At 45.8% G+C, this 26,462-nt stretch carries 20 protein-coding genes; 6 read left to right on the forward strand and 14 right to left on the reverse strand.

The window, feature by feature from the left end; genetic code table 11:
• Window positions 1-3 precede the first annotated feature (3 nt).
• The 3 genes from MKX59_RS26135 to MKX59_RS26145 all read left to right on the forward strand — a co-directional run bounded on the left by MKX59_RS26135 (window position 4) and on the right by MKX59_RS26145 (window position 2,276).
• Window positions 4-426, forward strand: coding sequence for a GtrA family protein (locus MKX59_RS26135; protein WP_023986637.1), 423 nt, complete (start codon window positions 4-6; stop codon window positions 424-426).
• Window positions 423-1,304: a UTP--glucose-1-phosphate uridylyltransferase GalU gene (gene galU, locus MKX59_RS26140; RefSeq protein ID WP_071559450.1), complete on the forward strand. Its 882-nt coding sequence runs from the start codon at window positions 423-425 to the stop codon at window positions 1,302-1,304. Before MKX59_RS26135 ends, galU begins: the two co-directional genes overlap by 4 nt.
• A 144-nt stretch (window positions 1,305-1,448) precedes the next feature.
• Window positions 1,449-2,276 carry a class I SAM-dependent methyltransferase gene (locus tag MKX59_RS26145; protein ID WP_023986635.1) on the forward strand — a complete coding sequence of 276 codons (828 nt, stop codon included), beginning with the start codon at window positions 1,449-1,451 and terminating at the stop codon, window positions 2,274-2,276.
• 166 nt (window positions 2,277-2,442) lie between these two features.
• On the opposite strand, the gene MKX59_RS26150 is transcribed toward MKX59_RS26145, so the two are convergent.
• The 11 genes from MKX59_RS26150 to MKX59_RS26200 all read right to left on the reverse strand — a co-directional run bounded on the left by MKX59_RS26150 (window position 2,443) and on the right by MKX59_RS26200 (window position 16,125).
• Complete coding sequence (locus MKX59_RS26150; RefSeq protein ID WP_069080765.1) at window positions 2,443-3,189, reverse strand: glycerophosphodiester phosphodiesterase; 747 nt, start codon at window positions 3,187-3,189, stop codon at window positions 2,443-2,445.
• A gap of 88 nt (window positions 3,190-3,277) precedes the next feature.
• Window positions 3,278-4,339 carry a hypothetical protein gene (locus tag MKX59_RS26155; RefSeq protein WP_069080766.1) on the reverse strand — a complete coding sequence of 354 codons (1,062 nt, stop codon included), beginning with the start codon at window positions 4,337-4,339 and terminating at the stop codon, window positions 3,278-3,280.
• Between the two features lie 24 nt (window positions 4,340-4,363).
• Complete coding sequence (locus MKX59_RS26160; protein WP_076265100.1) at window positions 4,364-6,259, reverse strand: HSP90 family protein; 1,896 nt, start codon at window positions 6,257-6,259, stop codon at window positions 4,364-4,366.
• A 420-nt stretch (window positions 6,260-6,679) separates the two neighbouring features.
• Window positions 6,680-8,194, reverse strand: a complete 1,515-nt coding sequence (gene arfA, locus MKX59_RS26165; RefSeq protein WP_025723872.1) for an arabinosylfuranosidase ArfA — start codon at window positions 8,192-8,194, stop codon at window positions 6,680-6,682.
• 306 nt (window positions 8,195-8,500) lie between these two features.
• On the reverse strand, window positions 8,501-10,087 hold the full coding sequence (locus MKX59_RS26170; RefSeq protein ID WP_076295746.1) for a S8 family serine peptidase: 1,587 nt from the start codon (window positions 10,085-10,087) through the stop codon (window positions 8,501-8,503).
• A gap of 148 nt (window positions 10,088-10,235) precedes the next feature.
• Window positions 10,236-11,018: a hypothetical protein gene (locus MKX59_RS26175; RefSeq protein ID WP_028541963.1), complete on the reverse strand. Its 783-nt coding sequence runs from the start codon at window positions 11,016-11,018 to the stop codon at window positions 10,236-10,238.
• Window positions 11,019-11,141: 123 nt separating this feature from the next.
• A complete protein-coding gene (locus MKX59_RS26180) occupies window positions 11,142-11,417 on the reverse strand; it encodes a peptide maturation system acyl carrier-related protein (protein WP_076295745.1) in 276 nt (91 codons plus the stop codon).
• Between the two features lie 13 nt (window positions 11,418-11,430).
• The gene (locus MKX59_RS26185; RefSeq protein WP_076295744.1) at window positions 11,431-12,555 is read right to left on the reverse strand and encodes a TIGR04066 family peptide maturation system protein; all 1,125 of its coding nucleotides are present in this window, start codon (window positions 12,553-12,555) and stop codon (window positions 11,431-11,433) included.
• An 11-nt stretch (window positions 12,556-12,566) separates the two neighbouring features.
• The gene (gene ccpM, locus MKX59_RS26190; protein WP_226887854.1) at window positions 12,567-14,021 is read right to left on the reverse strand and encodes a Cys-rich peptide radical SAM maturase CcpM; all 1,455 of its coding nucleotides are present in this window, start codon (window positions 14,019-14,021) and stop codon (window positions 12,567-12,569) included.
• A 71-nt stretch (window positions 14,022-14,092) separates the two neighbouring features.
• A complete protein-coding gene (locus MKX59_RS26195) occupies window positions 14,093-14,278 on the reverse strand; it encodes a CLI_3235 family bacteriocin precursor (protein ID WP_071559456.1) in 186 nt (61 codons plus the stop codon).
• A gap of 104 nt (window positions 14,279-14,382) precedes the next feature.
• Complete coding sequence (locus tag MKX59_RS26200; RefSeq protein ID WP_340859408.1) at window positions 14,383-16,125, reverse strand: ABC transporter ATP-binding protein; 1,743 nt, start codon at window positions 16,123-16,125, stop codon at window positions 14,383-14,385.
• A 229-nt stretch (window positions 16,126-16,354) separates the two neighbouring features.
• On the opposite strand from MKX59_RS26200, the gene MKX59_RS26205 reads away from it, so the two are divergent.
• Complete coding sequence (locus MKX59_RS26205) at window positions 16,355-16,930, forward strand: RNA polymerase sigma factor (RefSeq protein ID WP_226887856.1); 576 nt, start codon at window positions 16,355-16,357, stop codon at window positions 16,928-16,930.
• A 96-nt stretch (window positions 16,931-17,026) separates the two neighbouring features.
• On the opposite strand, the gene MKX59_RS26210 is transcribed toward MKX59_RS26205, so the two are convergent.
• From MKX59_RS26210 to MKX59_RS26220, 3 genes are read right to left on the reverse strand one after another with little or no spacing between them, the layout of a single operon-like run.
• The gene (locus MKX59_RS26210; protein ID WP_023986622.1) at window positions 17,027-17,881 is read right to left on the reverse strand and encodes a carbohydrate ABC transporter permease; all 855 of its coding nucleotides are present in this window, start codon (window positions 17,879-17,881) and stop codon (window positions 17,027-17,029) included.
• Between the two features lie 18 nt (window positions 17,882-17,899).
• Window positions 17,900-18,784 (reverse strand): carbohydrate ABC transporter permease, encoded by an 885-nt coding sequence (locus tag MKX59_RS26215; protein WP_028541958.1) that lies wholly within the window; start codon window positions 18,782-18,784, stop codon window positions 17,900-17,902.
• 36 nt (window positions 18,785-18,820) lie between these two features.
• Entirely contained in the window at window positions 18,821-20,074 is a 1,254-nt protein-coding gene (locus tag MKX59_RS26220) for an extracellular solute-binding protein (RefSeq protein ID WP_028541957.1), read from the reverse strand.
• 603 nt (window positions 20,075-20,677) lie between these two features.
• On the opposite strand from MKX59_RS26220, the gene bglX reads away from it, so the two are divergent.
• Window positions 20,678-22,840: a beta-glucosidase BglX gene (bglX, locus tag MKX59_RS26225; protein ID WP_340859453.1), complete on the forward strand. Its 2,163-nt coding sequence runs from the start codon at window positions 20,678-20,680 to the stop codon at window positions 22,838-22,840.
• Window positions 22,841-22,865: 25 nt separating this feature from the next.
• Window positions 22,866-26,306: a GH36-type glycosyl hydrolase domain-containing protein gene (locus MKX59_RS26230; protein WP_340859454.1), complete on the forward strand. Its 3,441-nt coding sequence runs from the start codon at window positions 22,866-22,868 to the stop codon at window positions 26,304-26,306.
• The last annotated feature ends 156 nt before the right edge of the window (window positions 26,307-26,462 follow it).

Genomic DNA, 26,462 nt, shown 5'->3' on the forward strand with positions numbered 1-26,462 from the left:
CCCATGAAAAGTCGCATGGCCCAGCTGCTTCCTATGATCCGATTTGGCATCGTAGGTCTGGTGAATACGGGTGTAGATTATATCATTTTTATGCTGCTGGCTTGGGGCGGAGTGCCGGTCATTGTAGCGCAGGTCATTTCGTACAGCTGCGGCACAGCCAACAGTTATATTTTGAACAGCAAATGGACATTCAACAAACAACTATCAAACAACACTAATAAGGGTCAATTACCTAAATTCATCATCATTAACCTCATCGTATTGGGGATAACCTCCTTATTACTGCAAGTGCTTCACACTGGAACCGAGTTGCCGCTTGCTTTAGGCAAGCTGATCGCGACCGCAGCCGGAATGATCATCAATTATATCGGGAGCCGATACTGGGTATTCGGTTCCCCATCCCGAAAGGAAAGTGAGTTTCTATGAGAAAAATTACAAAAGCTGTTATTCCAGCCGCCGGATTAGGAACCCGTTTTCTACCAGCTACGAAAGCTTTACCGAAAGAGATGCTTCCCATCGTAGACAAGCCGGCTATTCAATATATCGTAGAAGAAGCCATCAAGTCCGGAATTGAGAGCATCATTATCGTAACGGGGCGTAATAAAAAAGCCATCGAGGATCATTTTGACAAGTCTGTGGAATTGGAGCAGGTACTGGAGAGCAAGGGTAAATATGATCTCCTACGTGAAGTTCAAAGCATCGGGGGTAAAGCAGTCATTCACTATATCCGTCAAAAAGAACCCCTCGGCTTGGGACACGCGGTAAGCTGCGCTCGTCAGTTCATTGGCGATGAGCCCTTTGCCGTGTTGCTGGGCGATGATATTATGAATTCCTCCATCCCGGCGATTCGTCAAATGATGGATGTTTACGAAGCGACTGGCAAGCAAGTGGTCGGCGTGCGCACAGTGGAAGAACAAGATGTGAGTAAATACGGTATTATTGACTCCACTCACCAGAACGGTCTCATTCACGAAGTCGGCGGACTTGTTGAAAAACCATCTCCGGCAGATGCCCCTTCGCGGCAGGCAGTCATTGGTCGGTATGTATTGGAGCCTTCCATTTTCTCCATATTGGAAAACCTGTCCACTGGAGCGGGCGGTGAATACCAATTGACGGATGCTCTTCATCAAGTAGCGTTGCAGAACCAACTGCTCGCATTAGAACTGGAAGGCACACGTTATGATATTGGAGATAAAGCTGGATATCTGGAAGCCGTGCTCCACATGGGTATGCAACGCGAAGATTTGCGTCCAATGCTTGACTCCATGATGCGCGAGTGGGCGCTTGCTTCAATGATAAAATAGGGGGATTTACTCCCTCCGAAATCCGACGGGTGCTGTGAAATCACGAGAGTAGATGGATGAACATGTAAAATTGTACACTATAGGAGTACAGCAGCATTTGAGTCTATACGGCCGCCCCGTCGATACTAAGGAGGAAAAGAACCTATGATCCCTGAAGGAAATCTGCAAAGTAATGTGGATCGTTTCAACGGTTTTGCCGACAACTACGATCAGCACCGCCCGGAAGCACCGTCACTCGTCGTGGAAATCATCAGCCGCTATCTGGAGCGAAACGTAGAGCTAGTTGCCGATATTGGCTGCGGTACAGGACTTTCAACTTTCATATGGGAAAACGCCGCTCGGCAAATCGTCGGTATCGAGCCTAACCCGGACATGAGAGGAAAAGCGCAGCACAAGCTGGAGACGGCAGGAACGACAAGGGCAGGAACCATTTCCTTCAAAAGCGGGTTCTCCAACAACCTGCCCTTTGAGGACGGAACTGTAGACGTCATCACCTGCTCTCAATCCTTTCACTGGATGGACCCCGAGAGCACGCTTCAGGAAGCGGGCAGGGTCTTGGCTCAGGGCGGCGTGTTCGCGGCCTTTGACTGTGACTGGCCTCCGGTGCTGCAATGGCAGATAGAGCAAGCTTATACAGAGCTTATCACCAAAGCGGATACCCTTTTGGAGCAGGAAGCCCCAGTAGAGCAACAAGCTCATAAATGGAGCAAGAATCAGCATTTGGCTAATCTGCACCGCAGCGGACAATTCCGATATACCCGGGAGATTGTCTTCCATAACCGTGAGCAGTGTGACGCAGCTCGTTATACAGGGCTCGCTCTCAGCCAAGGGGGTATTCAAAGTCTCTTCAAACTTGGCAATCGAGCGCTTGACGTCGATATAGCCCGCTTCGTGAAGCTGGTAGAGAATCATTTTCAGAGCAGAACACTAGACATCCTGTTCAGCTATCGTATGCGGCTCGGCATCAAGTAGAAAGGAATCAAGGTCATCGTGGATGATACGCTCTTCGGCTTAGGGCAAAAAAGACTCTCCCTCGCCTCGTAAAAACGAGTGCGTACAGGAGAGTCTCTTTTGTTCAATAAATAGCCACAGTCATATCCTTGCAAAACCTTAGTCACAGTTCCAATGTGTCTTCGACTTAGGAAGAGCGAACAGCCAATAAGTGCGCCAACCGGTCAGGATAGTCCGTGATGATGCCGTTCACCCCGGCCTCCAGCAGACGCTTCATTTCTTCTGGCTCATTCACCGTCCATGGGTGGTATACGACGCCTAATGCCAAAGCCTCTGATACAGCTTCTGGCGTAACAACTTGTTTGTAGGCATGGAGTGCTGTTACCCCGAATTGGGTTGCATACTCGGATGGACGAACCATAATTTCGATATACAGCGCCCCCGTCTTGATTTCAGGAGCAAGCTGCGCACAGAGCGCCAGCGATTCGTGATTGAAGCTGGATATGATTACCCTCTGTTCCAACCCAAAACGCTTCACGGCAGCAATGACCTCTTCCTCCATACCCGGATAGAGATAAATGCTGTTTTTCAACTCCAAATTAATAATTGTATTCGAGGACTGGGCTAGTTCCAGTAGCTCATCCAACATCGGGACCCGCTCACCTCGGAATTTCTCATCAAACCAACCGCCCGCATCCAGTTTATTTAATTCTTCCAGCGTAATATCCCTTACATCCAGTGAGCAACCTGTCGTACGCTCCAGCGACTCATCGTGAATCAGCACCAGATGCCCATCTTGGGTACGCTGCACATCCGTTTCTATACCTGTTGCTCCCAGTTCCAGGGCGTGGCGGAATGCCGCCATCGTATTCTCAGGACATACACCTGAAGCTCCGCGGTGTGCGAAATTAATCACCTTTTCGGTTACAGTCACAACATAACCCCTCCTGTCATTTCACAGGAATATTATACCTGCTCATTGTTTGGGCTGTATAAAATATTCGTCACAGCTAACACTTCTTCTATGCCGTTTGAACAATTTTCCCGAGCCAATCGGAATAAAACGTATTCCCGTTCCGTCGATCAAAATCAGCCGCCGCTGACTCTGCCAGTGGCCTAAAATACGCAATGATTTCTGTCAATGTGCGATCCTCTTTACCCCATTCCAAGGAAGCCGGCAACCGGATCAATCGTTTTTCTCCCGAAGTATCCAACTTTTGTAGCAGACTCACCATCGTCGCGTAAAAATACATCTGCTCCAGCCCGCTCTCATAGTCTAGCGCCATATGTAGATGACGCTCTACTACTTCGATTCCTTGAATCGGATCAGCAACCGCCAGATATTCGATATGCTCCGCTATCGTTTTCAGGAAGTCGCGGTCATCCCGAATTAGGCGATAGCCTTTGCGATGATTGTCCTTTGCCTGATCAACCTCGCCTTGACGATAAAGCGGCAATAGCACCTGCGAGAGCGTCACATGTGGTACTTCTGCACATTTCATGCGACCCGACAAAATCGGTTTTGCCACGGCAAGCGCCTGCTCGTTTTCTCCAGTCAAGTAATAGAACCGTACCATCTGGCTCTGCTCACAGGCCTCACAATCACTCATACTGTCCGACTCAATCAAGCGGAAGGTATCCAGATACCGCCGTGCTTCATCCAGTTCACCCATGTCCATCGCGATGCGGAACTTATAATAGTAATATGGACGCTCATTATACCCGTATTCGGCATAACGTCTGCGCATATCCTCCGCCAGATCTTCTATTTGAGTCTTCGATATATTGGAAAAGCTGCACACCTTACCGAGTATCCATTTGTAATTCCACAACAGCTCATCTGCGTCGTATTCCTCTGGATTTTGATCAAATTGGCCCAACTGCCACGAAAAAGCAATCAGCGACTTCAATGGATATCCGTTAAAAATAGCGCAGTCTACAATCTCTCCCCGGATTTCATAAGCGAGTTCCTTCAATCCGGAAGTATCTGCCAAACGGACTGCTTCTTCAAGAAGCGCCAGCTTTGCCGCCCCTCCGGGCAGATCCTGCGCCTGCTCCATCAAATCATATATCGTATCTTCCATTTGGATCCCCCTATAATTACGCAATTACGAATTTTGTCCGTTCCCTAATCCCCAATTAATAAAATGCAGCACACTCCTATTCATCAGTCCCAACTCACTGCGGTTCATCGGGTAGTGCCCCATCATAAGCGCATTCACATACATCATTTCTGTAGCAGCCGTGACCATCTGCGTATCGGTAGCTTCAAGAATCCGCGCCACCACCGGGTTGTTCAGATTAAAGTATAAGGTGGAATAACCCGAATTCTGCTGGACTCCTGCTCTCAGACTATCAAGCACATTGGAAAAAAGTGAGGTTGTCTCCTCAACCGTGTTTTCCATGGAGCGCAAGGTCAGTGCATCCTGAGAAATGGTATACAACACTGGCAAACTCGCAGGCTCAAAACGCTTCAACTCAGCGCGGCAACGCATCGGCTGCAAAGCAGCATCCATGACACGTAGCACACCGTAATAATTCTCGCGCTCTTCCTGTGTTAGCCCGGTAAATGAAAGAGATACTTCTTCAGGGCTAAGACGCTCTGTTTGCAGGTTAGAGTCAATCCAATGCAGCTTTTCCAAAATGTCTGAATCATAAATATAGCCGCCATTGATCACCAACATGGATTGCGCCGCCGCCACATGCGTAATCTGACGATACTCATCTACTGTCGATGTGTAATGCAACGGACGTCCGTCCGCCTCTTGGATTAGTTCTTTCAGCTCACGCCGCCCAAATGTACTTTCGAAGGAAAACCAACGGTACATTATCCGCAAAAATTCACCATCCTCCACGGCGAGCGCCTTCATGGACAGCTCATGCAAACGAATCCAGTGCTGCAAGCGGTCTGGCTCATACTGCGCCATGCGTAGCAGTTCTTCCCGAATACAGGTACCCAGTTCAGAACGAACATCGTCAAGCTGCTCATTTTCATAAAAATACTCACGTGATGCCGTTGGTTGCAATTCATCTGTCCAAATTAGGCTTTTAATGAAGAATGCCCATTCCGGCAAAACATTTTCCGCCTTGTCCGACACCAGCATATGCTTCAGATACACCCGATGCAGCCGCTTGCTGTTCAGATTAACACTGCGAGGCAAAATGAATGCAATCCCGCCTGTTCTGCCCGATGCTGTCCGCAACGGTATAAAATCACTGAAGCGCTCCCCCATCAGGCGATAGCCTAAATCCAGCACCTCACTACGGCGACTCCGTAATTGCTCTGGGTCCTGCATCCAGCTCGTCGATGGAAGATTGACGCGCTTGGTCTCCCCGTCTACAGACAGCATGACCGGATACGGCAGCAACGCACCATAATAGATTAAAGACTCCTCTACATGCGCTGGCTCATAATAAAACTCACTTCCCGGCTTGCAGCGCAAATAAATTTGCGTCCCTACAGGCAGCTCGGTTTCCAATCGACGAATCGTATACGTCCCATCCGGCTTCCCTCTCCATTCCATGGAGATGCCTTCCTTCACCGAGCGGGTCAACACTACAATTTCATCGCTCACCATAAAGCAGGATAGTAACCCAATCCCAAAGCGTCCGATAAACGAAGTCTCAGAAGCCAGCAAATCGGCTCCCTTCTTGGAAGACTGACCGATAATCGACAAAAAACGGTGAATGTCTTCTTCTGACAATCCAATGCCGTTATCCTGAATCATCAATACCTGATGCTCCCCAGAACCAGATAACTCCACGATGACTTTACCTTCATAGTCGTTACTCTCAGAAGCTGTATCTCCAAGAGCCTTGTCTTCTTTCAGTACTTTACTTTCAGCAACAACCTTCCGCAGCTCCTTGCGAGCCGTGATCGCATCTGTTGCATTTTGCAGAACCTCACGTATAAACACTCGTGGACTGCTATATAAATGATTGGCCAAAATATCAATCATACCGCCCAAGTTCACTTGAAAACGATATTGGTCTGTCTGACTCATACAGATCATTCCTTTCTCGAAATGCTACAACCACCATTTGGATTTAAATAGACTATCTTTTAAAGTATAACGTGGATTTAAGTCGGATTACACACCCTGCATTTCAGATATCAATACGTTGACAACGATATAACAGGGTCTTTTTTCACCTGGGAAGTCTGGCACTGGGTCTAATTAACTTCATAAAAATGTAGAGAGTATGAGCACTTAGTGAATAAGGATCATCTTTGTCTAGTTAAATTTAGTAATAAACATAATATTTATTTAAAATCCACCCTTCTCTTAGAACCCTATATCTATGGAGGGACAAATGGCTCATTTTACGCAAAAAGCTCGCATTGCCGCTCTTGTAATACTCTTACAAGAGAGAATGCGAGCTTATTTAGATACAGTCGAAGCTCTACCTTTTACAGAAGAGAATTAATGGGACTTAGCAAGACGGATAACGTTCCACGATGCTTTGCCCAAATGAGCTTTTACAATTCCGTCTTCAAGCTTGGCGTTGCCGCCGTTGTGAGGCGTAACTTTTTCACCGGCTGGACTGTTGGTCGCTTTAAGATCATCATGCTCCAATACAGTATGCTCGACAATGCGGTAGCCTTCAAAACTGCGTACATCTACTGTCAACTCCAGCGATTCAGACAAATGACGGTTCACTGCAAAGACAGTCAGTGCGTCTCCCTCTTCATCATAAACTACAGCGCTGTCCAGATAAGGAATGTCTGTGAAGTCCTTGGAATCGTATTTTTCCGAATCTACGACAGGCATCAGCGATACCCCACGACCATAACGGGAGGCATGCAGATACGGATAGAAAATCGTTTGCTTCCATGCTTTTCCGTTATTCTCGGTCATGATTGGCGCAATAACGTTGACCAGTTGGGCGAGGCAAGCCATTTTCACACGATCCGCGTGGCGCAGGAACGTAATCAACATGCTGCCTACCAACAATGCATCCTCAAAGTTATAGATATCCTCAAGCTGCGGTGGTGCCACAGACCACGGATCAATTTTTTTGTCCGCATCATTGGAGTGATACCACACGTTCCATTCGTCAAAGCTGAGCATCATTTTTTTCTTGCTGCGTTTCTTTGCTTTGATATAGTCACAAGTCGAAATGACCGTATGAATAAAATGATCCATATCCATAGAGCGTGCCAGATAATTAGCCGTATCATTGTCATGATTTCCGTAGTATTGGTGCAAGGAAATATAGTCGGCTACCTCATAGGTATGATCCAGCGTGGTTGCTTCCCATTCTGGGAACGTCGGCATCGTAGAACTGGAGCTGCCACAGGATACAAGCTCAATGTCAGGATCGATCAGCTTCATGGCTTTTGCAGATTCTACAGCCAGACGACCATATTCTTCTGCTGTCTTGTGACCAATTTGCCATGGGCCATCCATCTCGTTACCAAGACACCAGGTTTTAATCTTATGTGGTTGCTCTACACCGTGACTACGACGTAGATCACTCCAATAGGAGCCACCTGTGTGGTTGCAATATTCCACCAGATTACGCGCAGCATCAATTCCGCGCGTACCCAGATTAACCGCCATCATGACTTCGGAACCTACATCCTTGGCCCACTTGAAAAATTCATTCGTACCCACTTCATTCGGCTCGACCGTTCTCCAAGCCAGCTCCAACTGTCTAGGTCTGGACGCGACAGGGCCGACACCGTCCTCCCAATTGTAACCGGATACAAAGTTACCTCCCGGATAGCGTATAATAGGAACATCAAGCTGTTTTACCAACTCTTTAACATCATTTCGGAAACCGCTTTCATCACTAGTTGAATGAGTAGGCTCGTAAATGCCGCCATATACGGCACGCCCGAGATGCTCTACAAAAGAGCCATAAATGCGTTTATCGACTTCAGCAATACGAAAAGATTTGTCTACAATCATCTTTGCTTTTACAGCTGCTGCCACCTAAACCATCCTCTCTGAATGCGAAAATAAAATCCGTTGTACCACCAAGACTAAGAAGCCGTTTTATTTACGGTTTTAATATAACACACCATATTTATTATAGTCAATATTATTATTAAATACTTAATATATTTATTAACATTAATGATAAACGATAAGCAATTGGTTACGTACTTCAAAATATTTCGTTTTATAAACAAACTTATTGAGTGAATAACCACTTTGCTAAATAGTAATAACGGATTACTGATGCGTTCAAAGTAGTGCCTACTGCCATATCTTGCAGTCTGTTTTAAATAGTGAATATCAGTCTACCAACAGTTGTTCTAAATATGTATAAATACCACCTATATCACCCACGTTTAAATTCGAGAGGACCCCTTCTTTCAAATATCCCTGCTCTGTCCGTATAGATATATAAATACGTTCAGTTTCCGCTTTCACCAGGATAGAAAGCTCAATATCAACGTCTAATAAAACTCGTTCTTTGGTGCAATGCGTAATATTCGTAGCCTCTACACACAAAATAGCAATATCCGTATAAGCGTTATATGCCATTGTACCCGCATTATATAACAGTTCCTGTAATCCATTGCTTGCATTCGAAGGGAGCGTATACTCCATATCATGCAACACTGCCGCGGACTGGTCCACCGCGATCCAGCTTTGATATCCATCCCGGGCAAATTGCCCTCTCAACTCATGCAAAAAATAAATAATGTCAATGTCCTTGTCATAATAAATACAAATAAGCGGAATGCGAGAATCCTCTATTGCGATAGTCTCCTCCCGCGTCATAAAGAGCCCCCCCTCTTGCTGCCACCAGCGCAAATAGCAAGATGAAAAATTCAGTGCGGGGATATGTCGTTGATTTTTAGAGATATAGACAACATGTTTTCCATAACGTGAAGCCAATTGCTCCACTTCCTGCAAACTCACTGGCTCCATTTCCCCTAGCAAGACAATCGTATCTGTAAGGTCGTATACCCGTTGTCCACCTTCGAGTGCTGTGTCCTGTTGTTCTCGCTCCCGCAGGATGGCTTGTTCGAAGATCGCAGCAATTTTGTCGCCAGGGAGTTGAGCTTCACATTGGGTCTGAAAATAATAGGGTGCTTTCGAACTAATTGCACAATCCTCTATAAACACATAGGCGCGCCGTATCCAATCCGGATGTCCGTAACGCATTACGGGGATTATGGTATCCTGTATCGGAAGATAACTATACTTATGTAAAATATGTTTTAGCTGTTCTATGGAAGGAACAGGCATGGACTGCTGCAAAACTTTACATATGTGTGCTGTAATCAATGGAGTGGCATAGCTGTTGCTGTTGGGACATTGTACAGCCTCTCCAGCTGCACCTACCAGTTCATGCTTGGCAAAAGCGGTAAAATCGATACCACTTGAGAATGCTTTCTCAGCATCATATGTATATTGTCCTGCTGTGAGTATACCGCTATGATCGCAGCGCACACCAATCACATTGGCAAAGGAAGCCGGATAAGTAAGAAGTCCTCCATTTTGTGCTGCACATACCATAATTAATCCCGCCATAGCTGCATTATTTACAGCTTCCCGCAGCATGCCTCGATCTCGATAATTTATACTTCCCAGGCTGATATTGGCTACCTGTACACCATGCTTTACACACCAATCCAGCGCAGCACAAAGCTGAGCTGCATTTCCTTTTCTATGGTTCATTATTTTTACACTACTGATGATCGCATCTGGAAAATACGTTTGTACAATAGCTGCACATAGCGTACCGTGATTTAAGGTGCGTCCATCTTCTACGTCTCCATGAGCTATTTCGACGTTATATAATAATTGGGTGTTTAAAAAGCCAGCATTAACCCCGTCGTCAATAATGGCTACATGGATCTTGCCATTCATTTTTTCTCCCCCTGTCTCTTCGGATTGTGAAATGAATCTCACGGCTCTGTTCCGTTCCATTAGAGTAAGCGGAGGGCGCCTCTGCGAACGATAGCGTTCGTCTGAAAGCACCCTCCTAATTTAGCGAACCATGTACATGATAGCCGGATCAGACTGCAATATTTACCTTCGTGCCTGCAGTCTTCGCCCCGTCTTTAGCCGAGTCTAGATAGGCATTGAGCTCTTGTTCAGTCCACACCCTGTCTGCCTCTGCATTCGCCTCCTGCTCATCCTTAGGTTCAACCCGATCTGTAATCATCGGTTCGTTATTCACCGCTTCGCTGATACGCTCATTAATATTCGCAGCGATTTCCATGATCTTTCCATTAAGTCCTTCTGCCTTTTCACGCAAAGCCGCTGATTTTGCAGGGTTAGCGTTTTCCCACCCCTTAGCCTCGCTTCCCAATGTGATTTGTGCCGTTTTGGCTATTTTGGCACTCTTCAACTCATTGTTTGCAGATACAACACTATGCATTGTATAGGTGATCAATCTTTGCTGCTGCTCCTCAGCAGTCTTAGGCGTATATTCTTCCTTTTTGCCTTTCTGAGCTTCTTTTTTACTTTCCTCATCCATGCCTAAAGCCTTTTTTTGCTCTTCCAGTGACTGCTTTTGAATGTTCTCGTCAATTTGCTGAATCTGCTTATCTATCTCTTCCATTTCAGCTTTTACAGCTTCCGGACCGAGACCACGCTTGAGAGCATTACTTAAATAGTCCGAACGCCTCTCCATCAAACTTTGCTTTTGCTCTGTCAATTGTTGAATAACCTTGTTTTGTGGCTTGCCTATACCCTTCCTTTCAGCCTGAGCGGAAAGGGAATGCCGTAGTTCAAGTCGGTTGTTATCTGCGGTGCGGAACGGCGATTGGTGAGATGATGTAAATGATACATTCATCCTAAAACCTCCAATTCTCTTCTAAATGAGGATTTTTCAAAAATCCTGAAATAAGTGATTCTAGAGGTATATCGGATTTTTTTGTATGTTTTTGTATGTTTTATCATCATTTTCACAAATCCTTCATCCCTTTTCCACTGTTAAGCAGTCCTTTATCGTCTCATACAAGCTGTTATATGTAAGCAACCCCCCTCCCACTATACGCTCTTCCGGAATTAGAATAGCAAAGCTTTTTTCCACTTCAAATAATAGATATACCAGATCTCTGGGGAACAACCCCATATCAGGACCCAGTAATGTAGCCTCTTTATTTATCTCACCCGCTTTTATTTTAAAAAGCTTCCAAAATATATTTTCCAGTTTCATTCCTGTTCCCGTTACATCCTGAGTAAAGTTCATGTTCTTCCCTCCATTACAACTGAACTACGTGATGATCAACCGAAAAATAATGTAAAATATCCTTCGTCAGCCTATTCATATCTTCATCGTTGGACAGATGGAGTACAGGCACGGAATAATTGGAAAACTCCTGCTTTTTCTCTTCCACGAAACGATGATCAACAGATGCATATTGCATATTGACTGTGGAAGAAGAGTAACTGTCGAATACATTGTTACATATGGCATATCCTAATAATGAAGAGGAAAAACGGTTTTCCATGTACTGTTTCACATGCTCCAAATATTTTATATTGTATTCATCATAGTGAAGACAACAGATTAGGCCATCCGCTCTAACAGCGCGGGATACCAAAAATGAGGTTACTCCAAAATAATTCGTGAACGTATTGTTAAAGGGAACAATCCCACCTGGAATGCCCACGAGTATTAGATCAGGCTTTTCGCTCTGCTCTATTTTTTTCAAATACCGATTAAACATGATAATCTTCTGGGTTTCCGTCATACCGCTCTCAAACATAAACTGTGGAAAAGAATGTGCACCAATCAGCTCCCCGCATCCATTAGATGTGATTTGCGACACCCGATATCCTTGTGCTTCAAGCTTCTGCCGAAGGTTAAGCTGCAAATTAAGCTTATGTGTTCGCTCGTTCAGTCCTAATACAAACAGAACCGGTGTAAAAAAATCATGAATAACAGAGCCCGGGTCAGGCGGTAAAATATCTTTCGTGCGTACATCAAATGTATTTTTTAAAATCAGCTTGCCATCTTGCTCCTCACAGGGTTCGATGAATTCCATACATGAGTCTGGCAAAGTGAAATTACACATGACTTTTTTGCCAAGTTGTCCAGCCTTCTTGATCACGGGAAGATACACCTCAGCTACATCCAGCTTGAAATTGGATTTCACCAGTAATATGGCATCACAACGCTCCATTTCTTGCTCCAAACAAGACTCTGGCTTCACTATGAAGCCTGTCACTTCCCCCTTGTCCGTTACACAGGCATCTTTCCCGATCATACCCGACCCTTGAAAAGAAATAAGTACAACTTCCTCATAACTTCCTAATAGATTCAAGTTCCTAACCAGGGCTATCGTTTCATAATCAAACGGAAAAATGATTAATTTATTGGTCATGGAGACACCCCTCATGCTTTTTCAAAATCGAGAATCGTATCCTCGGAGAAATCATAGCCCAGCTCATTCATCATGCAATAATCAAGTAAGGTATGCCTAATATCATTTTTGACTACCGAACAATGACTCAGCTTCTTTTCTTTGGACAAGGTATGCAAATCATCTGCTACAGCAACACACAGCGTACAAAAACGGAAATTCCAACAGTTTTTACATGCATCCTCCGTGATTGTCCCTACATTCAAAATCTGGCTGATTTTATCCACTTCAAAGCCTGTGTCCACTTTTCCAATCTGCACCACCTCCGACTGCTCACTGACCCGTTCACATGGATACAGATTTCCATGCACATCCGCAAACAATCGCTGTACACCAGGCACACAGGGTCCACCATGATGCGCTTCTATCGGCATCCCCGCAGAAGGCTTTCTATAATGAAACATACGGAAATACATCTGAATATAATAGTCCTTAATCAGCTTGGAGACATGATTTTCATCTACTCTTCCAAACTTGGAAAGCATCATTTTAACTACCTCATAGCCTCTCTGCTCAATAAATTCATTTCTGTACAAAATTTCATCCTTCACATAAGCATCGTTAATGTAGGACGACCTTACACTGTACAGGCTTTCGAAGGTTTCATAATTCGTATAAAAATCATTGATACATCCAAAATCATTACGGGTATCCAGCACCACATTAAAATTAATCCATTCAAAGAGGTCCGGGTAATTTCTCTTAATTTTATCCACATTCGCAATAATCGTATCGAAGGTACCCCGCCCGTTAACAGCAAATCGTCTGTTTCTGTCATGATTCTCTTGATCTCCGTCCAGACTGATCGTAAGCACAAAACGATGTTCATCCAGAAAGGCCAAAATATCGTCATTAAGCAGCGTACCATTGGTCGTCAAATGAAAGCCTACATCTCTATACGCTACCTGCTCCTTGATATATTCCACACACTTCTTGACCAACGGAAAATTAATAAGCGGCTCTCCCCCATAAAAACCAAAATCCAAACGGTCACTGTCTACTGACCTATCAATGACAAAATCAATACACTTGCGCGCTGTCTCAAAATCCATCATCAGACTGGTATGACCTCGATTGTCATATCCTCCTGAATAAACGCAGTAAGAGCATCTAAGATTGCAATTTTGAGTTACCTGTAAGGTGAGGGTCTTCAGCTGATGCTGAAGCATATGCTCCAGGTGCTTTGTCTTGGGATGATTCATAATCTGCGGACGCTGTGAAGATAAAAATCCGTTATCCAACAAGTCACGGATATAGTGCTGCAATTCCGGTGTAGCCTCCATCTGATCCAGGTCGAAGCTGGAATGCGAATTCAGAAAATGGTAGGCCTCCTCTTTAATCCGCAAGATCAAGTTGGTATTTACATCATATGCATAATGGTGGAGTCTCGTCTGAAATGTGTATATAAAGGGTTGGCACATGTTCATGATTCACACCTACTCTGTTTTGATGTGGACAGAAGCCTGGAATGCCCAGGCTCCTCCATACAGATACAAGCTTAATAATTACCAATTCCAGTTCCGTTATCTCTGCGATAAGAACCGTCACTTTCACGCTGAGTATTGGAGCTTCGAGTCAAACTGCCTGCGCAATAACAGGAGCAAGGACAATAACAGGAACAACCACAGCCAAATGCCTCAATCGTGTCGCCTACATTCGTGCTTCTCTTCACAAGCTTACGCATGTTAAACTACTCCTCCCATTCATGATATGATTTAAAAAGGTGTTCACCTATACTAATTCCGTACATGGTGTTAAATCACACTATGAAAGCGTTTGTTTTTTTCATCATTTTATGGGGACCTCTTCTTCCCCTAATACCCATCCTCTGTATTCTGCATGACAGGTCATAAAATGGGAGTGTGATCCTATTTGGGCTGGTTCGCCGTTCTCCAACAAAATAACTCTATCGACATGCGCTAATATCTCGCTGCGATGTGTAACGATGATTACGGTCTTATCACGCAACCGGGTCTTCAACAATTGCTGAACATTTAGCCTAGCTGCTGTGTCTAGATTGGAGGTCACCTCGTCGAGAATAAACAATGGCGCTTCCCTGATCAATGCCCGGGCCATAGCAATTTTCTGTCTTTGCCCACCCGACAATCTGGAGCCATTCGAGCCTATAGGGAAGTCATCTGCCGAGTTCTGAACCAATTCTTCCAGACCAACCTCCGCGATAATGGCCTCTATTGCATCATTAGTGACTTCTGTGCCTATGCGGATATTGCCAAAAATAGTAGTATCAAATAAATACACCTGCTGACTGACCAAAGCTATTTGACTTCGATACACATCTATTTCATAGCTTTGGATGTCAATGCCGTCATAAGTGATTATCCCTTGATCAGGCTGGCTGAATCTCATAATCAGATCCAGCAACGTAGACTTCCCTGCCCCATTTGCTCCAATGATAGCTACTTTTTCACCTCGGGCAATCCTAAAGCTCACGTGGGGCAGTACGGGTTCATCCTTGGTATAGGAAAAAGAAACATTATGAAATGCAATGTGATCTTCGAATGGCGGCTCAGTTAGTATAGACGCTGGAGTGACTGAATTAGATGTTTCTTCCTCTGCCCAATCCAAGAACTGATAATATCGAATGGCGGAGGGAACGACTTCAGCCAGCATGTAGCCAATGTTTAAAATAGCGAAAACAGGAGTGGTAACATAAGCACTGTAAGAAACAAAGGCAAAAATCCCACCTACAGTAAGCTGTAAACGAAAAATAAGATTAGCACCCACAACGTACAAAAACATCATTAGAAGCTGAATTAAAATAGATTCCGAAGCGATATTCCAGGCGTCCAGAAGTGATAATTTCCGTTCTGATTCTACAATTCGACGCTGCTTGGATGAGAACTGCTGATGCTTATGTGGAATAAGACCAAACATTCGCTGCTCCTTCATGCCCCCGACAGATTCCCCAAACCACTGGGCAAAATCACTACTGCCTTCAATTAAATCCCCCACCAGTTTTTTTCTACGCTTCACAAAATACTTCACCACAACATATTTGATGGGTAAAAAGCACAGCACGATTACAGTCATTTTCCAGTTAATGAGCAGCAAACCACATAAACCACCAATCATGCTGAACGCCTGCATAATGACAAAAAATACTCCACTATCTGTGATCCTCGATACATTGCCTACATCCGTGCCAATTTGGTTCAGCAGCTCCGCTTCATTGGTTCGGTTAAAATAACTCATTCGTACTCTTGTCAGATGCAGATACGCCTTTTCAAATAATGAAAAGGTAACCTGTGCGCTTAAGCCTGCCCGAAAGGTTTCTTTACACAAATTCAACAGCTTGTCCAAGCAAACGATTAAAAACGCAGCAGAAGTGTACAGGATTACAGCCTGCATATTCCCTTTCAGAAGACCTTGATCCACAATAACCTTACTTGTTAAAGGCAATAATATATTCAAGCCCGCTGATAGGATAAGACATATCAAAATGATAGTGACCGTCTTCAGATAAGGTCTAAATGTTGCTGCCAAACGTTTATATACTATGGATTCTTTCATCCTTCCCCCCCTTTCACCAGGTGCACCCTCTCCCCCTATTAACTAATTCCGTATCAGAATCAAAATCACCCTAAAATATCTTTTAACTGTTCTAGTAATTCCACATTTACGAGATTAAATATGATTTATGTCATTCTTGAAAATTGGAATTAATGTATATGATTGGCACATACAAAAATCATTTATTTTTTTATCCGTCCAAAGGGGGCTTGAACAAATGCCGACTACGATGGTTATCGACTGTTGCAAAGAGGATCAGTGCAGAGGTAGTTCCAGATGCTTTTACAGAAAAATTTGTGAACTTTATCTGAGTGAGGTATATCGTTTCTGTATGCATTTAATCAAGAATCAGTCTTGCTTTACATTTATGGCAGAAGAATGTACACAAGATACTTTTGTAGCGGCAAGACAGCAATTGGTCAAGCTCAAACATCACCCCAATGTAAAGGGTTGGCTGTACCTTACGGCTAAAAATCTTATATATAAATCATTTAGGTGCTACTATACACAAAAAAAGCATGAAACTACGCTTGAATGTGAGAAAATCTGTAGTTTTTCAAATTCGGTAGAGGAGGAGTGGGAAAATCGTAGATTGGGAGATGTGGATACGGTTATCGTTAATATTCTAATGCAGCTTTCCAACAATGAATATACACTCTATGAAGACTACTTTTGTCGACAACTAGCTGTGCCCTTGCTCGCTACCAAATATAATATTTCGGTTACGGCTACAACGACTCGAATCTATAGACTGAAAAGAAAACTTCGTACATTGTCCCATCAATATTGTCTAACTCATATATAAATATATCTATGTACAGCAAAAACAGCGGAGCCCCTCTCCCAAAGAGAAGCTTCGCTGTTCGTTCTTGTGACTATGACTTGTATTCATACTACACTATTACTTAATCCCCGAAATCGTATAGTTCTCAATAATATACTTTTGGAAAACAATGAAGATAATCATGATCGGAACGACCATGAAGGTCGAGCCTGCCATTTGAAGAGCAAATTGACTTTCGTTCTGCCCCTTGAGCAGTGACAGCCCGACGGACAAGGTGTACAGCTTCTCATCGTTCGCAATAATGAGCGGCCACAGGAAGCTATTCCATCCACCGATAAAGGTTAAAATGGCCTGTACTGCCAGAATTGGTGTCGAGATAGGCAATACGATTTGCAGAAAAGTACGGAACTCCCCTGCTCCATCAAGACGTGTCGCCTCCAGCAGTTCTTCCGGGATATCGGACATGAACTGCCGGAACAGGAAGATCGCGAACGCACCTACCAATCCAGGAAGGACAATCCCTAGCATGGAATTGGTCAATCCCATCTGGTTCAGGATCAAATAGACGGGAATCATCGTCACTTGACCTGGAATCATCATCGTTGCCAGTACCAGGTAGAACAGAAACCCTTTGCCTTTAAATTGGAATTTGGCAAAGCCATAACCCGCCATGGCATTCAGGAATAATCCGAAGAAGGAAGCTAAAACAATGATCAGCGTATTCGTCAGATAGGTTCCAAAAGCCATGCTATCGAATAGTAATTTAAAATTATCCAGTGTAAAATGCTGCGGCCAGATGGTCGGAGGAATTTTGGTTACCTCACCCTCTGTCTTAAAGGAGGATAAAATCATCCACGCAAAAGGCAGCACCATCAACAGACCTCCCACGGTCAGGAGAATCGCCACGAACCATTGAAATGTTTTTTCACCACTGCGCGTATTGGCGCGGGCTTGCTGAACAGCTGTTTTCACGTTCATCACCTCTCTCTATCAGGACTCCGCTTTATTTTGCAAACGGAACTGAATCAGCGTCACCGCGATGATCGCGAAGAACAGAATGAACGATCCCGCCGCGGCATACCCGAATTTACTAAATTGGAAGCCGTTATTGTAAATGAACAGGGATGCTGTCAGCGTGCCATCGAGCGGTTTCCCTTTAGTCATGACAAACGGTTCCTCGAAAAATTGCAGCCAGCCAATCATCGTCGTGATGGACACGAAGAAAATAGCGTAACGAAGCTGCGGAAGCGTAATATAACGAATTTGCTGCCATGTATTGGCACCGTCAAGCTGAGCCGCTTCATAATAAGAACCCGGAATCCCTTTAATAGCCGCAATAAAAATAATCATGTTTAAGCCGATGCCCCGCCAAACTGCCAACACAATCAACGAAACCTTCGCTACTGTTGGATCGGTCAGCCATGGGACGGGACCTAAATTCATTAAACCAAGTACATAGTTGAATAATCCAAGCGTCGGATTATATAGATAACTCCAAACGACTGCGACCGCAACCACATTCGTTACGGACGGTAGATAGAACACGACGCGGAATACTTTAAAAGCACGTGATTTACCCATGTTAATCAGAATCGCGATGCTAAGCGAAAATATCAGCACCAACGGAACACCGATGATGACGAAGAACAGGGTATTACCAAGGGACTTTATAAAGGAAGGGTCCATTAGTACGTTTGTATAATTTTCCAGACCTATAAAGCGAATACTATCATAATTAACGAGTCCTGACAGATCCATATCCGTGAAGCTGATTACGAGCGCCAGTAGAATCGGCAACAGCGAAAACAGCGTCAACAGGATGATGGAGGGACCGATAAACAAGTATGGCGCAAGCTTCTGCGAGCTTCCTTTCATGCCTTCACTCCCTTTGACAATGGCGGATATGGATCATTATTTTTTCATAATACTTGCAGCCTGCTGATTAAAGTCATCCATTTCCTTCTGTACGTCCGCTTGACCACGGTAAACACGCTCAAAGCTCTTGATGAATTGTTGAGAAACCTCTTCCCATGCTGCCAGTTGCGGCAATGCTGCGGAATGGTCCAGCTGTTTACGAATCGTTTGAAGCATCGGATCACTCTTAAGCTTGGCATCTTCCCACGATTTAGTAGCCGCAGGCAAGTTACTGGACAGTTCCATCCATTTCAGCTGCGTTTCTGGTTTACTCATGTAAGCCATGAATTTGGCCGACTCCTCTGGGTGCTTGCTGAATTGCATAATTGAAAGGTTCGCTCCACCCAAAACGGACAGGTTGTTTACTTTGCCAGGAAGCTCCGCTATATTCCATTTACCTTCCAGTTCTGGTGCCTTGCTCTTGATTTCTTTAATCATAAAAGGACCGCTGATAAACATTGGAACGATACCATCACCTTGTAAACCTTGAACAGAGTCAATTCCAATATCCACTGCGTTAGAGCCGTTTTGGAAAAAAGTATTCAAATACTTCACAGCATCTACAAACGGTGGTTGGTTGAACAACGGATTGCCCTGCTCGTCAACCAGTTTGGAACCGTTCTGGAGAGCAAACATAAAGCCCATAGACTGCTCCTTTGCACTAAAGGAGATACCATATTTGCCTTTGCCCCGAGCCGCCAGCTTTTGGGCAGCATCGGAAAGCTCTTCCCACGTTTTAGGTGCTTCATTATATCCGACTTGTTTCAGTAGGTCGGAACGATAGAACAAAACTCTCGTTTCAGTGTACCAAGGCACACCGACCGGTTTCCCTTCAAATTTTGTCGTACCTACAGCACCCTCGAAGAAATTCTTCGATTCCAGTTCAGGATACTTGCTGATATAAGGGGTAATATCCGTCAATGCACCCGCAGACGCAAGTTCGGGAACCCATGATGTACCTAACTGAACCACGTCCGGACCGGATTTTGAAGCAACTGCTGTCAGCAGCTTATCGTGAGCGTTATCCCAAGGCAACGCCTGTACATCAACGTGAATATCTGGATTTTCTTTCTCAAAATCTTTTACAATTTCAGGCAGCAGTTTCCCTTCTGCTCCCATGCCCCACATGGTGATGGTCGTCTTGCCGTTCGCATCTTTGCCAGACGAATCATCCTTGGACGAGCAGCCTGCCAGCGCGCCCCCCAGTAATAAGGTGCTTGCCAAAATGATCCCCAACGTTCTTTTCATCATACGAATTCCTCCCGAGATGATCGGTTTACCGATCATGCAATATGATAACGGATTCAAATACGAGGATTTTGCGAAAATACAATTAGCGACTTCCAATGAACAATATATAGAACGAAATGGTCTCGTTCATCTATATATTGCATTTTGGAGCGACTGGAATCGAATCTTGCAAAATCCTGATGCATGTAAATACATAGCGATTAAAGCATACCGCTATAACACTTATGTTCAAAGCACAAGGACCATACCCGTCAATAGAAACGTTTCGATAGTCATTATAGAACAAATTGAAACCGTATTCAATAGGAATATTATATTTTATTCGCTCAGAATCCCGACTTTTTTTCGTTTATATCATCTTTATTACGTTATTTAGCCTATAAAAACCCCCTGAATTGGATTTGACTCTCCATTTGAAAGCGTATATAATCCAACTGAGTTCAACAATAGAAACGTTTCGATTAATAATACGACAGAATATTATGCTTCTATACTAGCTATTAGCCTGTTCAGCACTTTTTTGAATCAATTTTATCCAAAAAAATCTCATGAATCTGAAAAAAAAGAGCTGTCCACCAACAATACAGCTTATGGAGGATTATGATGGAACAACACCTGAATTCCTATTTAGAAAACATGACGCTTGAAGAAAAAGTCGATCAACTGCTACAGCTTGTGGGTGCCTTCTTTGAAGAAGCGGGAACGGATAGTCAAATTACTGGCCCCATGGCTTCTCTCGGCATCACAGAGGAAAATGTCCATAACGTCGGTTCCGTGCTTGGTATCGCAGGGGCCAAGGAAGCGATTCGTGTTCAGCAGGCTCATTTGAGTAAAAATCGTCTGGGTATTCCGCTTTTAATTATGGCAGATATTGTACACGGCTTCAAAACGATTTTCCCTATCCCGCTGGCCATTGGTTGCTCATGGGATATGCAACTTGCAGAAGAGAGCGCTACCATTGCAGCCCGCGAGGCGGCTGTATCCGGTGTTCACGTCACATTCGCTCCTATGGTCGATCTGGTGCGTGACCCGCGCTGGGGCCGTGTGATGGAATCTACAGGGGAAGACCCTTACCTCAACAGCGAATTTGCTCGTGCGTTTGTGCGCGGGTTTCAGGGTAAAGATCTGACGAACGATACCGACCGGGTGGCCGCATGCGTGAAGCATTTTGCCGCATATGGAGCTGGCGAAGGCGGACGGGATTACAACACTGTAGATGTATCCGCCTGGCAGCTGCGAGAGTATTATCTCCCCTCCTACAAAGCTGCTTTAGATGAAGGCTGCGAAATGGTGATGACGTCCTTCAATACCGTAGAAGGCGTAGCCGCAACGGGCAATAAGCGCCTGATGCGTGATTTGCTTCGTGATGAATGGGGCTTTGATGGTGTACTCATCTCGGATTGGGCCGCCATCAAGGAGCTTATCCCTCACGGCATCGCCGAGGATGAGCGCGAGGCAGCAATGAAAGCACTGCTGGCTGGCGTAGATATTGAAATGATGACCTCCTGCTATAACGGGCATCTGCCTGAGCTGGTTCGCAGCGGACAACTGGATGAAGCGCTCATTGATGAAGCCGTGATGCGTATATTGAAGCTCAAGCAAAAGCTGGGCTTGTTCGAAAACCCGCTACGCGGCGCAGACCCTGAGCGTGAATGTGAAGTTGTGTTCTGCGAAGCTCACCGTACGGTTGCCAAAGAATTAGCTATTAAATCTTGCGTATTGCTCAAAAATGATTCCGTTCTTCCATTGAATCGCAATCAGCATATTGCGTTGATCGGACCTTTCGCAGAGAGCGGTGATATCCTGGGCTCTTGGTCGTGGAGTGGTTCACAGGAGGAAGCTATTCGCGTTGTCGACGGGTTCCAATCGAAAATATCCTCCTCGCTGCTCACGGTTGCGGCAGGTTGCTCTATCGACGATATAACTGAGGAGCAATATGCGGAAGCTCTGCAAGCAGCCAGCCAAGCAGAGGTTATCGTGTTGGCGCTTGGTGAGCGCTCCGATATGAGTGGTGAAGCAGGCAGCCGTTCCAATATTCGCCTGCCACAAGCCCAGTTGGAACTAGTGAAGCGCCTGAAGACGCTGAACAAGCCTATGGTAGCCGTATTATTTAATGGTCGTCCGTTGGATCTGCACGGTGTCATTGAAGAAGCAGACGCCGTATTGGAAGCCTGGTTCCCTGGTGGTGAAGGCGGCGCGGCGATTGCCGAATTGTTGTACGGTGATGCCGAACCTACGGGTCGCCTGACCATGTCATTCCCGCAATCGGTCGGACAGGTGCCCGTGTACTACAATCATTTTAATACGGGACGCCCGCAGTTAGATCCGAATACAAAAGAACGCTACGTGTCCCAATATCTAGACGTACCAAACGAACCTTTATTCCCGTTCGGCTATGGACTGAGTTACACCGATGTAGCCTATGACAGCGTACAGCTTTCCGGCGATACCCTTATACCTGGTCAGGAACTGACCATTAAAGTGCAGGTAACGAACACAGGAACACGTCCGGTCGAGGAAACCGTCCAGTTCTATGTTCGTGATATCAGCGGTGATACGGTTCGTCCAATGAAAGAACTGAAAGATTTCTGCAAAGTCCTTCTTGCCCCAGGCGAAAGCCGGGAAGTTGAATTTGCATTGACCGAGCCTCAGCTGCGCTATCATCATGCAGATTTGAGCTTCAGTAGTGACAGCGGTGAATTTGCCGTCTTTACAGGACCTAACAGCCGAGATACTAGTGAAAGCCGTTTTCGGTTAATGAAATAAACAGGAAAGTGAGGCGTTCCCTTTGATGAATACAAGTCTGGATCAAAATATTTTGCTGCGAGCTGGCGACCTGTCTTTTACCTTCTTGAGCAGCGGTGATGTGTATAAGATCGCCCACGGCTCAACGATGATCAACCAACTGTTGACCAATTCAGTCGACGGTTCCTTGAACAATCTGTACTTGAGATTGTACCGTCCGTCCGGTGTAAGTATCACTCCCCTGCTTGGAATTCGCTCACCGGGAGTCATCCGACAAACGGATCAGCAGATTATTTGGGAGGGTTTCACCGCTGGTGTAGGCTATCAGGTGACCTTCACGCTAAGCCGCCTGGGAGTATGGTTCTGGGATGTAACCCTACAGGGCGATGACGTGGAAGCAGATGTCGTGTACGGTCAGGATATTGGCATTGCCGATACCGCCGCTGTGCGCAGTAATGAAGCTTATTTGTCTCAATATATTGACCACACCGTCTACCATGATGAACAAAGAGGCTACACCGTTTGCTCACGTCAAAACCAGCCTCAAAGTCAGGCGTTCCCATACCTTCAACAAGGCTCGTTAACCCGCACTGTTGGTTACTCGACTGACGGATTTCAGTTCTTTGGACTTTCGTACAAAGAAACGAATGAGCCGGAAGCACTCCATCGTGACTCGCTCGCCAATGAAGTGTACCAATACGAATTCGCCTATACCGCGTTGCAATCTGAGCGGGTGAAACTTGCAGGGGAAGCTCGCTTTACTTTTTACGGTCTGTTCCAGCCCAATCATCCAGCCGCAGTGACAAAGCTGGAGTATCAGGAGCTGGTGACAAAGGCACGTGACGAAGTAGCTACCGTTCTAGCGGACGCTTCCGAGACCAGTATACCGGCACACGCGGCAAGTGATCTTCAGGCAGGGCGTGTGGCTCCAGCTCAAACCATCGGTGAGCCGCTGCGCACGCTGGACTTAACCGCTGCCGAAGTGAATCAACTTTTCCCGAAACGGCAGGAAGAAGAACGGGATGGCGATGAACTACTTTCCTTTTTCACGGACAGCTATGAGCATGTCGTACTCAAATCCAAAGAGCTTCGTGTAGAGCGTCCCCATGGGCACATTTTAATGGGCGGGCATTACTCAGGAGGCAAGGAAGAAACCATTACAACCACCTCCTATATGTACGGGGTGTTCAACTCCCAGCTCGTGATCGGCAATACAAACTTCAACAAAATGATCACCAACGCGCGTAATGCGCTCAATATTCCCAAGACATCCGGCCAGCGTATCTATGTCGGAGTCCAAGGGAAATACCGCCTGCTCACGATGCCTTCCCTGTTCGAGATTGGCTTTAATTATGTGCGCTGGTACTACAAAACGGCTGACGATACATTCATTATTACAAACCATACAAATGCCGATAGCCCAGAAGTACGGCTTCATATGCGTGCGGCAAGCGGCAAAACCTATCCGTTCCTCATCACCCAGCAAATGTCTATGCATGTGAACGAATATGAGCTTCCGTTTCATATGGAACGTGAAGGTGACGCCCTGCTCTTCCGGGCAGACTCTGCTTCCCTGAGTGCCGAAGCCTATCCAGACCTGCTGTACCGAATGCACGTCGAGGGTGCTCCATTACAGCAGGTGAGCGACGCTCACGTACTGCTACAGGGTACAGCTTCCGCTGATGCGTCCCTAGTTGTGCTGGAGCTGGGTGACAGCAGCGAATGGACCTGCACCGTGCAGGGTTGGCTGAATGGGCCTTCAGCCGGGCAAGAATCAACGCACAAAGAGCGTCACGCTTCCTTTGAAGATGAGCGCGAGCGCTATCGGGAATATTTTGCCGAGCTTATGAACGGTTTCCATCTGTCGCTGGGTCAACACGAAACGAGCGAGCTATTCCGTGTGAACGCAGTGGCTTGGTGGTACACCCACAATATGCTCGTTCACTACTCTGTGCCTCACGGTCTGGAGCAATACGGCGGTGCAGCCTGGGGAACACGTGATGTGTGTCAGGGGCCTGTGGAATACTTCTCAGCTACGCAAAAGTTCGACGAGGTACGTTCCATTCTGCTGACTGTTTTCAGCCATCAGTACGAGGACAGCGGAAACTGGCCGCAATGGTTTATGTTTGACAACTATACTCACGTGCAGCAAGAAGAAAGCCATGGGGATATTATCGTCTGGCCGCTCAAGGTACTGGGCGATTATTTGACCGCTACCCGTGATTACAGTATTCTGGGAGAAAATGTGCCTTACACCCATCGGCATACTTTCGATTATACCAAGCAAACCGCGACTCTCATGGAACATGCCCTGAAGGAAATCGAATATATTCGGGAGAATTTCCTTCATGATACGTATTTGTCGGCCTATGGCGACGGCGATTGGGATGATACCCTCCAGCCAGCCAATGCTCAGCTGAAGCAATACATGGCGAGCAGCTGGACGGTTGCACTCACCTACCAAGTTATTAGTAACTTTGCTGCTGCTTTGGAGCAGGCCCCCGCGGGTGTAGTAAGCGAAGCCGACAAGATCGCACAAGATCTACATCAAATGGCTAATGGCATCCGTAAAGACTTTAACCGCTACATGCTGGAGAGCGGAATTATTCCGGGCTTCGTGTATATGGAAGAGCCCGGTCAACCTAAGCTGATGCTCCATCCGTCTGACACCGAGACAGGAATCCATTATCGGTTGCTGCCAATGACACGCAGCATGATCAGTCAGCTGCTCACGCCTGAGCAAGCATTGGCTCATGAGCAGCTCATCCGTGAGCAGTTCCTCTGCCCGGATGGTGTGCGTCTGATGAACCGCCCTGCACAGTATGATGGCGGTGTGAGCTCGCACTTCAAGCGTGCAGAGCAAGCGGCCAACTTTGGACGTGAGGTCGGGCTGCAATATGTGCATGCCCATATCCGCTTTGCGGAAGCGATGGCCAAGTTGGGACGCAGGGATGACGCTTGGCACAGCTTGAAGCTCATCAATCCGGTCGGCATCCGTGCGTCCGTACCGAATGCCGAATGGCGTCAAAGCAACGCCTATTTCAGTAGCTCGGACGGTAAATTTAACACCCGCTATGAAGCCCAGGAACGGTTTGGTGAACTGCGTGAAGGAGCCATACCCGTCAAAGGCGGCTGGAGAATCTATTCCAGCGGTCCGGGAATCTACATGAATCAGCTCATATCGAATGTCCTTGGTATTCGTCAGTCGAGCGAAGACCTGATCCTGGACCCTGTGCTGCCGGATCATCTCGACGGATTGGAATTTGAATTTTCCTTTGCAGGAAAACCAATTACCTTCGTCTACCGCATGCTGCAAGAGCGTACTGGTAGTGAGCAAGGCCGTGCAGTATTGAACGGGACACCACTGGAAAGCGTGCCAGCCGATGATAATCGCTACCGCTCTGGTGCCTTGCGCATCAAACGTGAGATTTTCGAGCAGGCCTTAGCAGAACATGACGGTGTACACCGTCTGGAGATTATTTTATAAAGAGTTTTTGATGCTAAATCTGGTATAGGCAACAAAGGGATGGCGATCTTGCGGGATCGCCCTTTGCTGCTTATGTGTAGAACTACGACATTTAGAATAGATATGTGGTTAATAATGAATATACAATAGCAATTATAAGACGGACGACAAGGAGGT

This window comes from Paenibacillus sp. FSL R7-0340 (assembly GCF_038002205.1).
GTDB classification, from domain to species: Bacteria; Bacillota; Bacilli; order Paenibacillales; family Paenibacillaceae; genus Paenibacillus; species Paenibacillus polymyxa_B.

Excerpts from the sequence above, each read along its gene's own strand:
- MKX59_RS26180 (WP_076295745.1), bottom strand. The coding sequence starts at position 11,417 with ATGAACTTTACTCAGGATGTAACGGGAACAGGAATGAAACTGGAAAAT.
- MKX59_RS26185 (WP_076295744.1), bottom strand. The coding sequence starts at position 12,555 with ATGACCAATAAATTAATCATTTTTCCGTTTGATTATGAAACGATAGCC.
- MKX59_RS26195 (WP_071559456.1), bottom strand. The coding sequence starts at position 14,278 with ATGCGTAAGCTTGTGAAGAGAAGCACGAATGTAGGCGACACGATTGAG.
- MKX59_RS26230 (WP_340859454.1), top strand. The coding sequence starts at position 22,866 with ATGAATACAAGTCTGGATCAAAATATTTTGCTGCGAGCTGGCGACCTG.
- galU (WP_071559450.1), top strand. The coding sequence starts at position 423 with ATGAGAAAAATTACAAAAGCTGTTATTCCAGCCGCCGGATTAGGAACC.
- bglX (WP_340859453.1), top strand. The coding sequence starts at position 20,678 with ATGGAACAACACCTGAATTCCTATTTAGAAAACATGACGCTTGAAGAA.
- MKX59_RS26205 (WP_226887856.1), top strand. The coding sequence starts at position 16,355 with ATGGTTATCGACTGTTGCAAAGAGGATCAGTGCAGAGGTAGTTCCAGA.
- MKX59_RS26160 (WP_076265100.1), bottom strand. The coding sequence starts at position 6,259 with ATGAGTCAGACAGACCAATATCGTTTTCAAGTGAACTTGGGCGGTATG.
- MKX59_RS26135 (WP_023986637.1), top strand. The coding sequence starts at position 4 with ATGAAAAGTCGCATGGCCCAGCTGCTTCCTATGATCCGATTTGGCATC.
- MKX59_RS26170 (WP_076295746.1), bottom strand. The coding sequence starts at position 10,087 with ATGAATGGCAAGATCCATGTAGCCATTATTGACGACGGGGTTAATGCT.
- MKX59_RS26220 (WP_028541957.1), bottom strand. The coding sequence starts at position 20,074 with ATGATGAAAAGAACGTTGGGGATCATTTTGGCAAGCACCTTATTACTG.
- ccpM (WP_226887854.1), bottom strand. The coding sequence starts at position 14,021 with ATGAACATGTGCCAACCCTTTATATACACATTTCAGACGAGACTCCAC.
- MKX59_RS26175 (WP_028541963.1), bottom strand. The coding sequence starts at position 11,018 with ATGAATGTATCATTTACATCATCTCACCAATCGCCGTTCCGCACCGCA.
- MKX59_RS26215 (WP_028541958.1), bottom strand. The coding sequence starts at position 18,784 with ATGAAAGGAAGCTCGCAGAAGCTTGCGCCATACTTGTTTATCGGTCCC.
- MKX59_RS26155 (WP_069080766.1), bottom strand. The coding sequence starts at position 4,339 with ATGGAAGATACGATATATGATTTGATGGAGCAGGCGCAGGATCTGCCC.
- MKX59_RS26200 (WP_340859408.1), bottom strand. The coding sequence starts at position 16,125 with ATGAAAGAATCCATAGTATATAAACGTTTGGCAGCAACATTTAGACCT.
- MKX59_RS26145 (WP_023986635.1), top strand. The coding sequence starts at position 1,449 with ATGATCCCTGAAGGAAATCTGCAAAGTAATGTGGATCGTTTCAACGGT.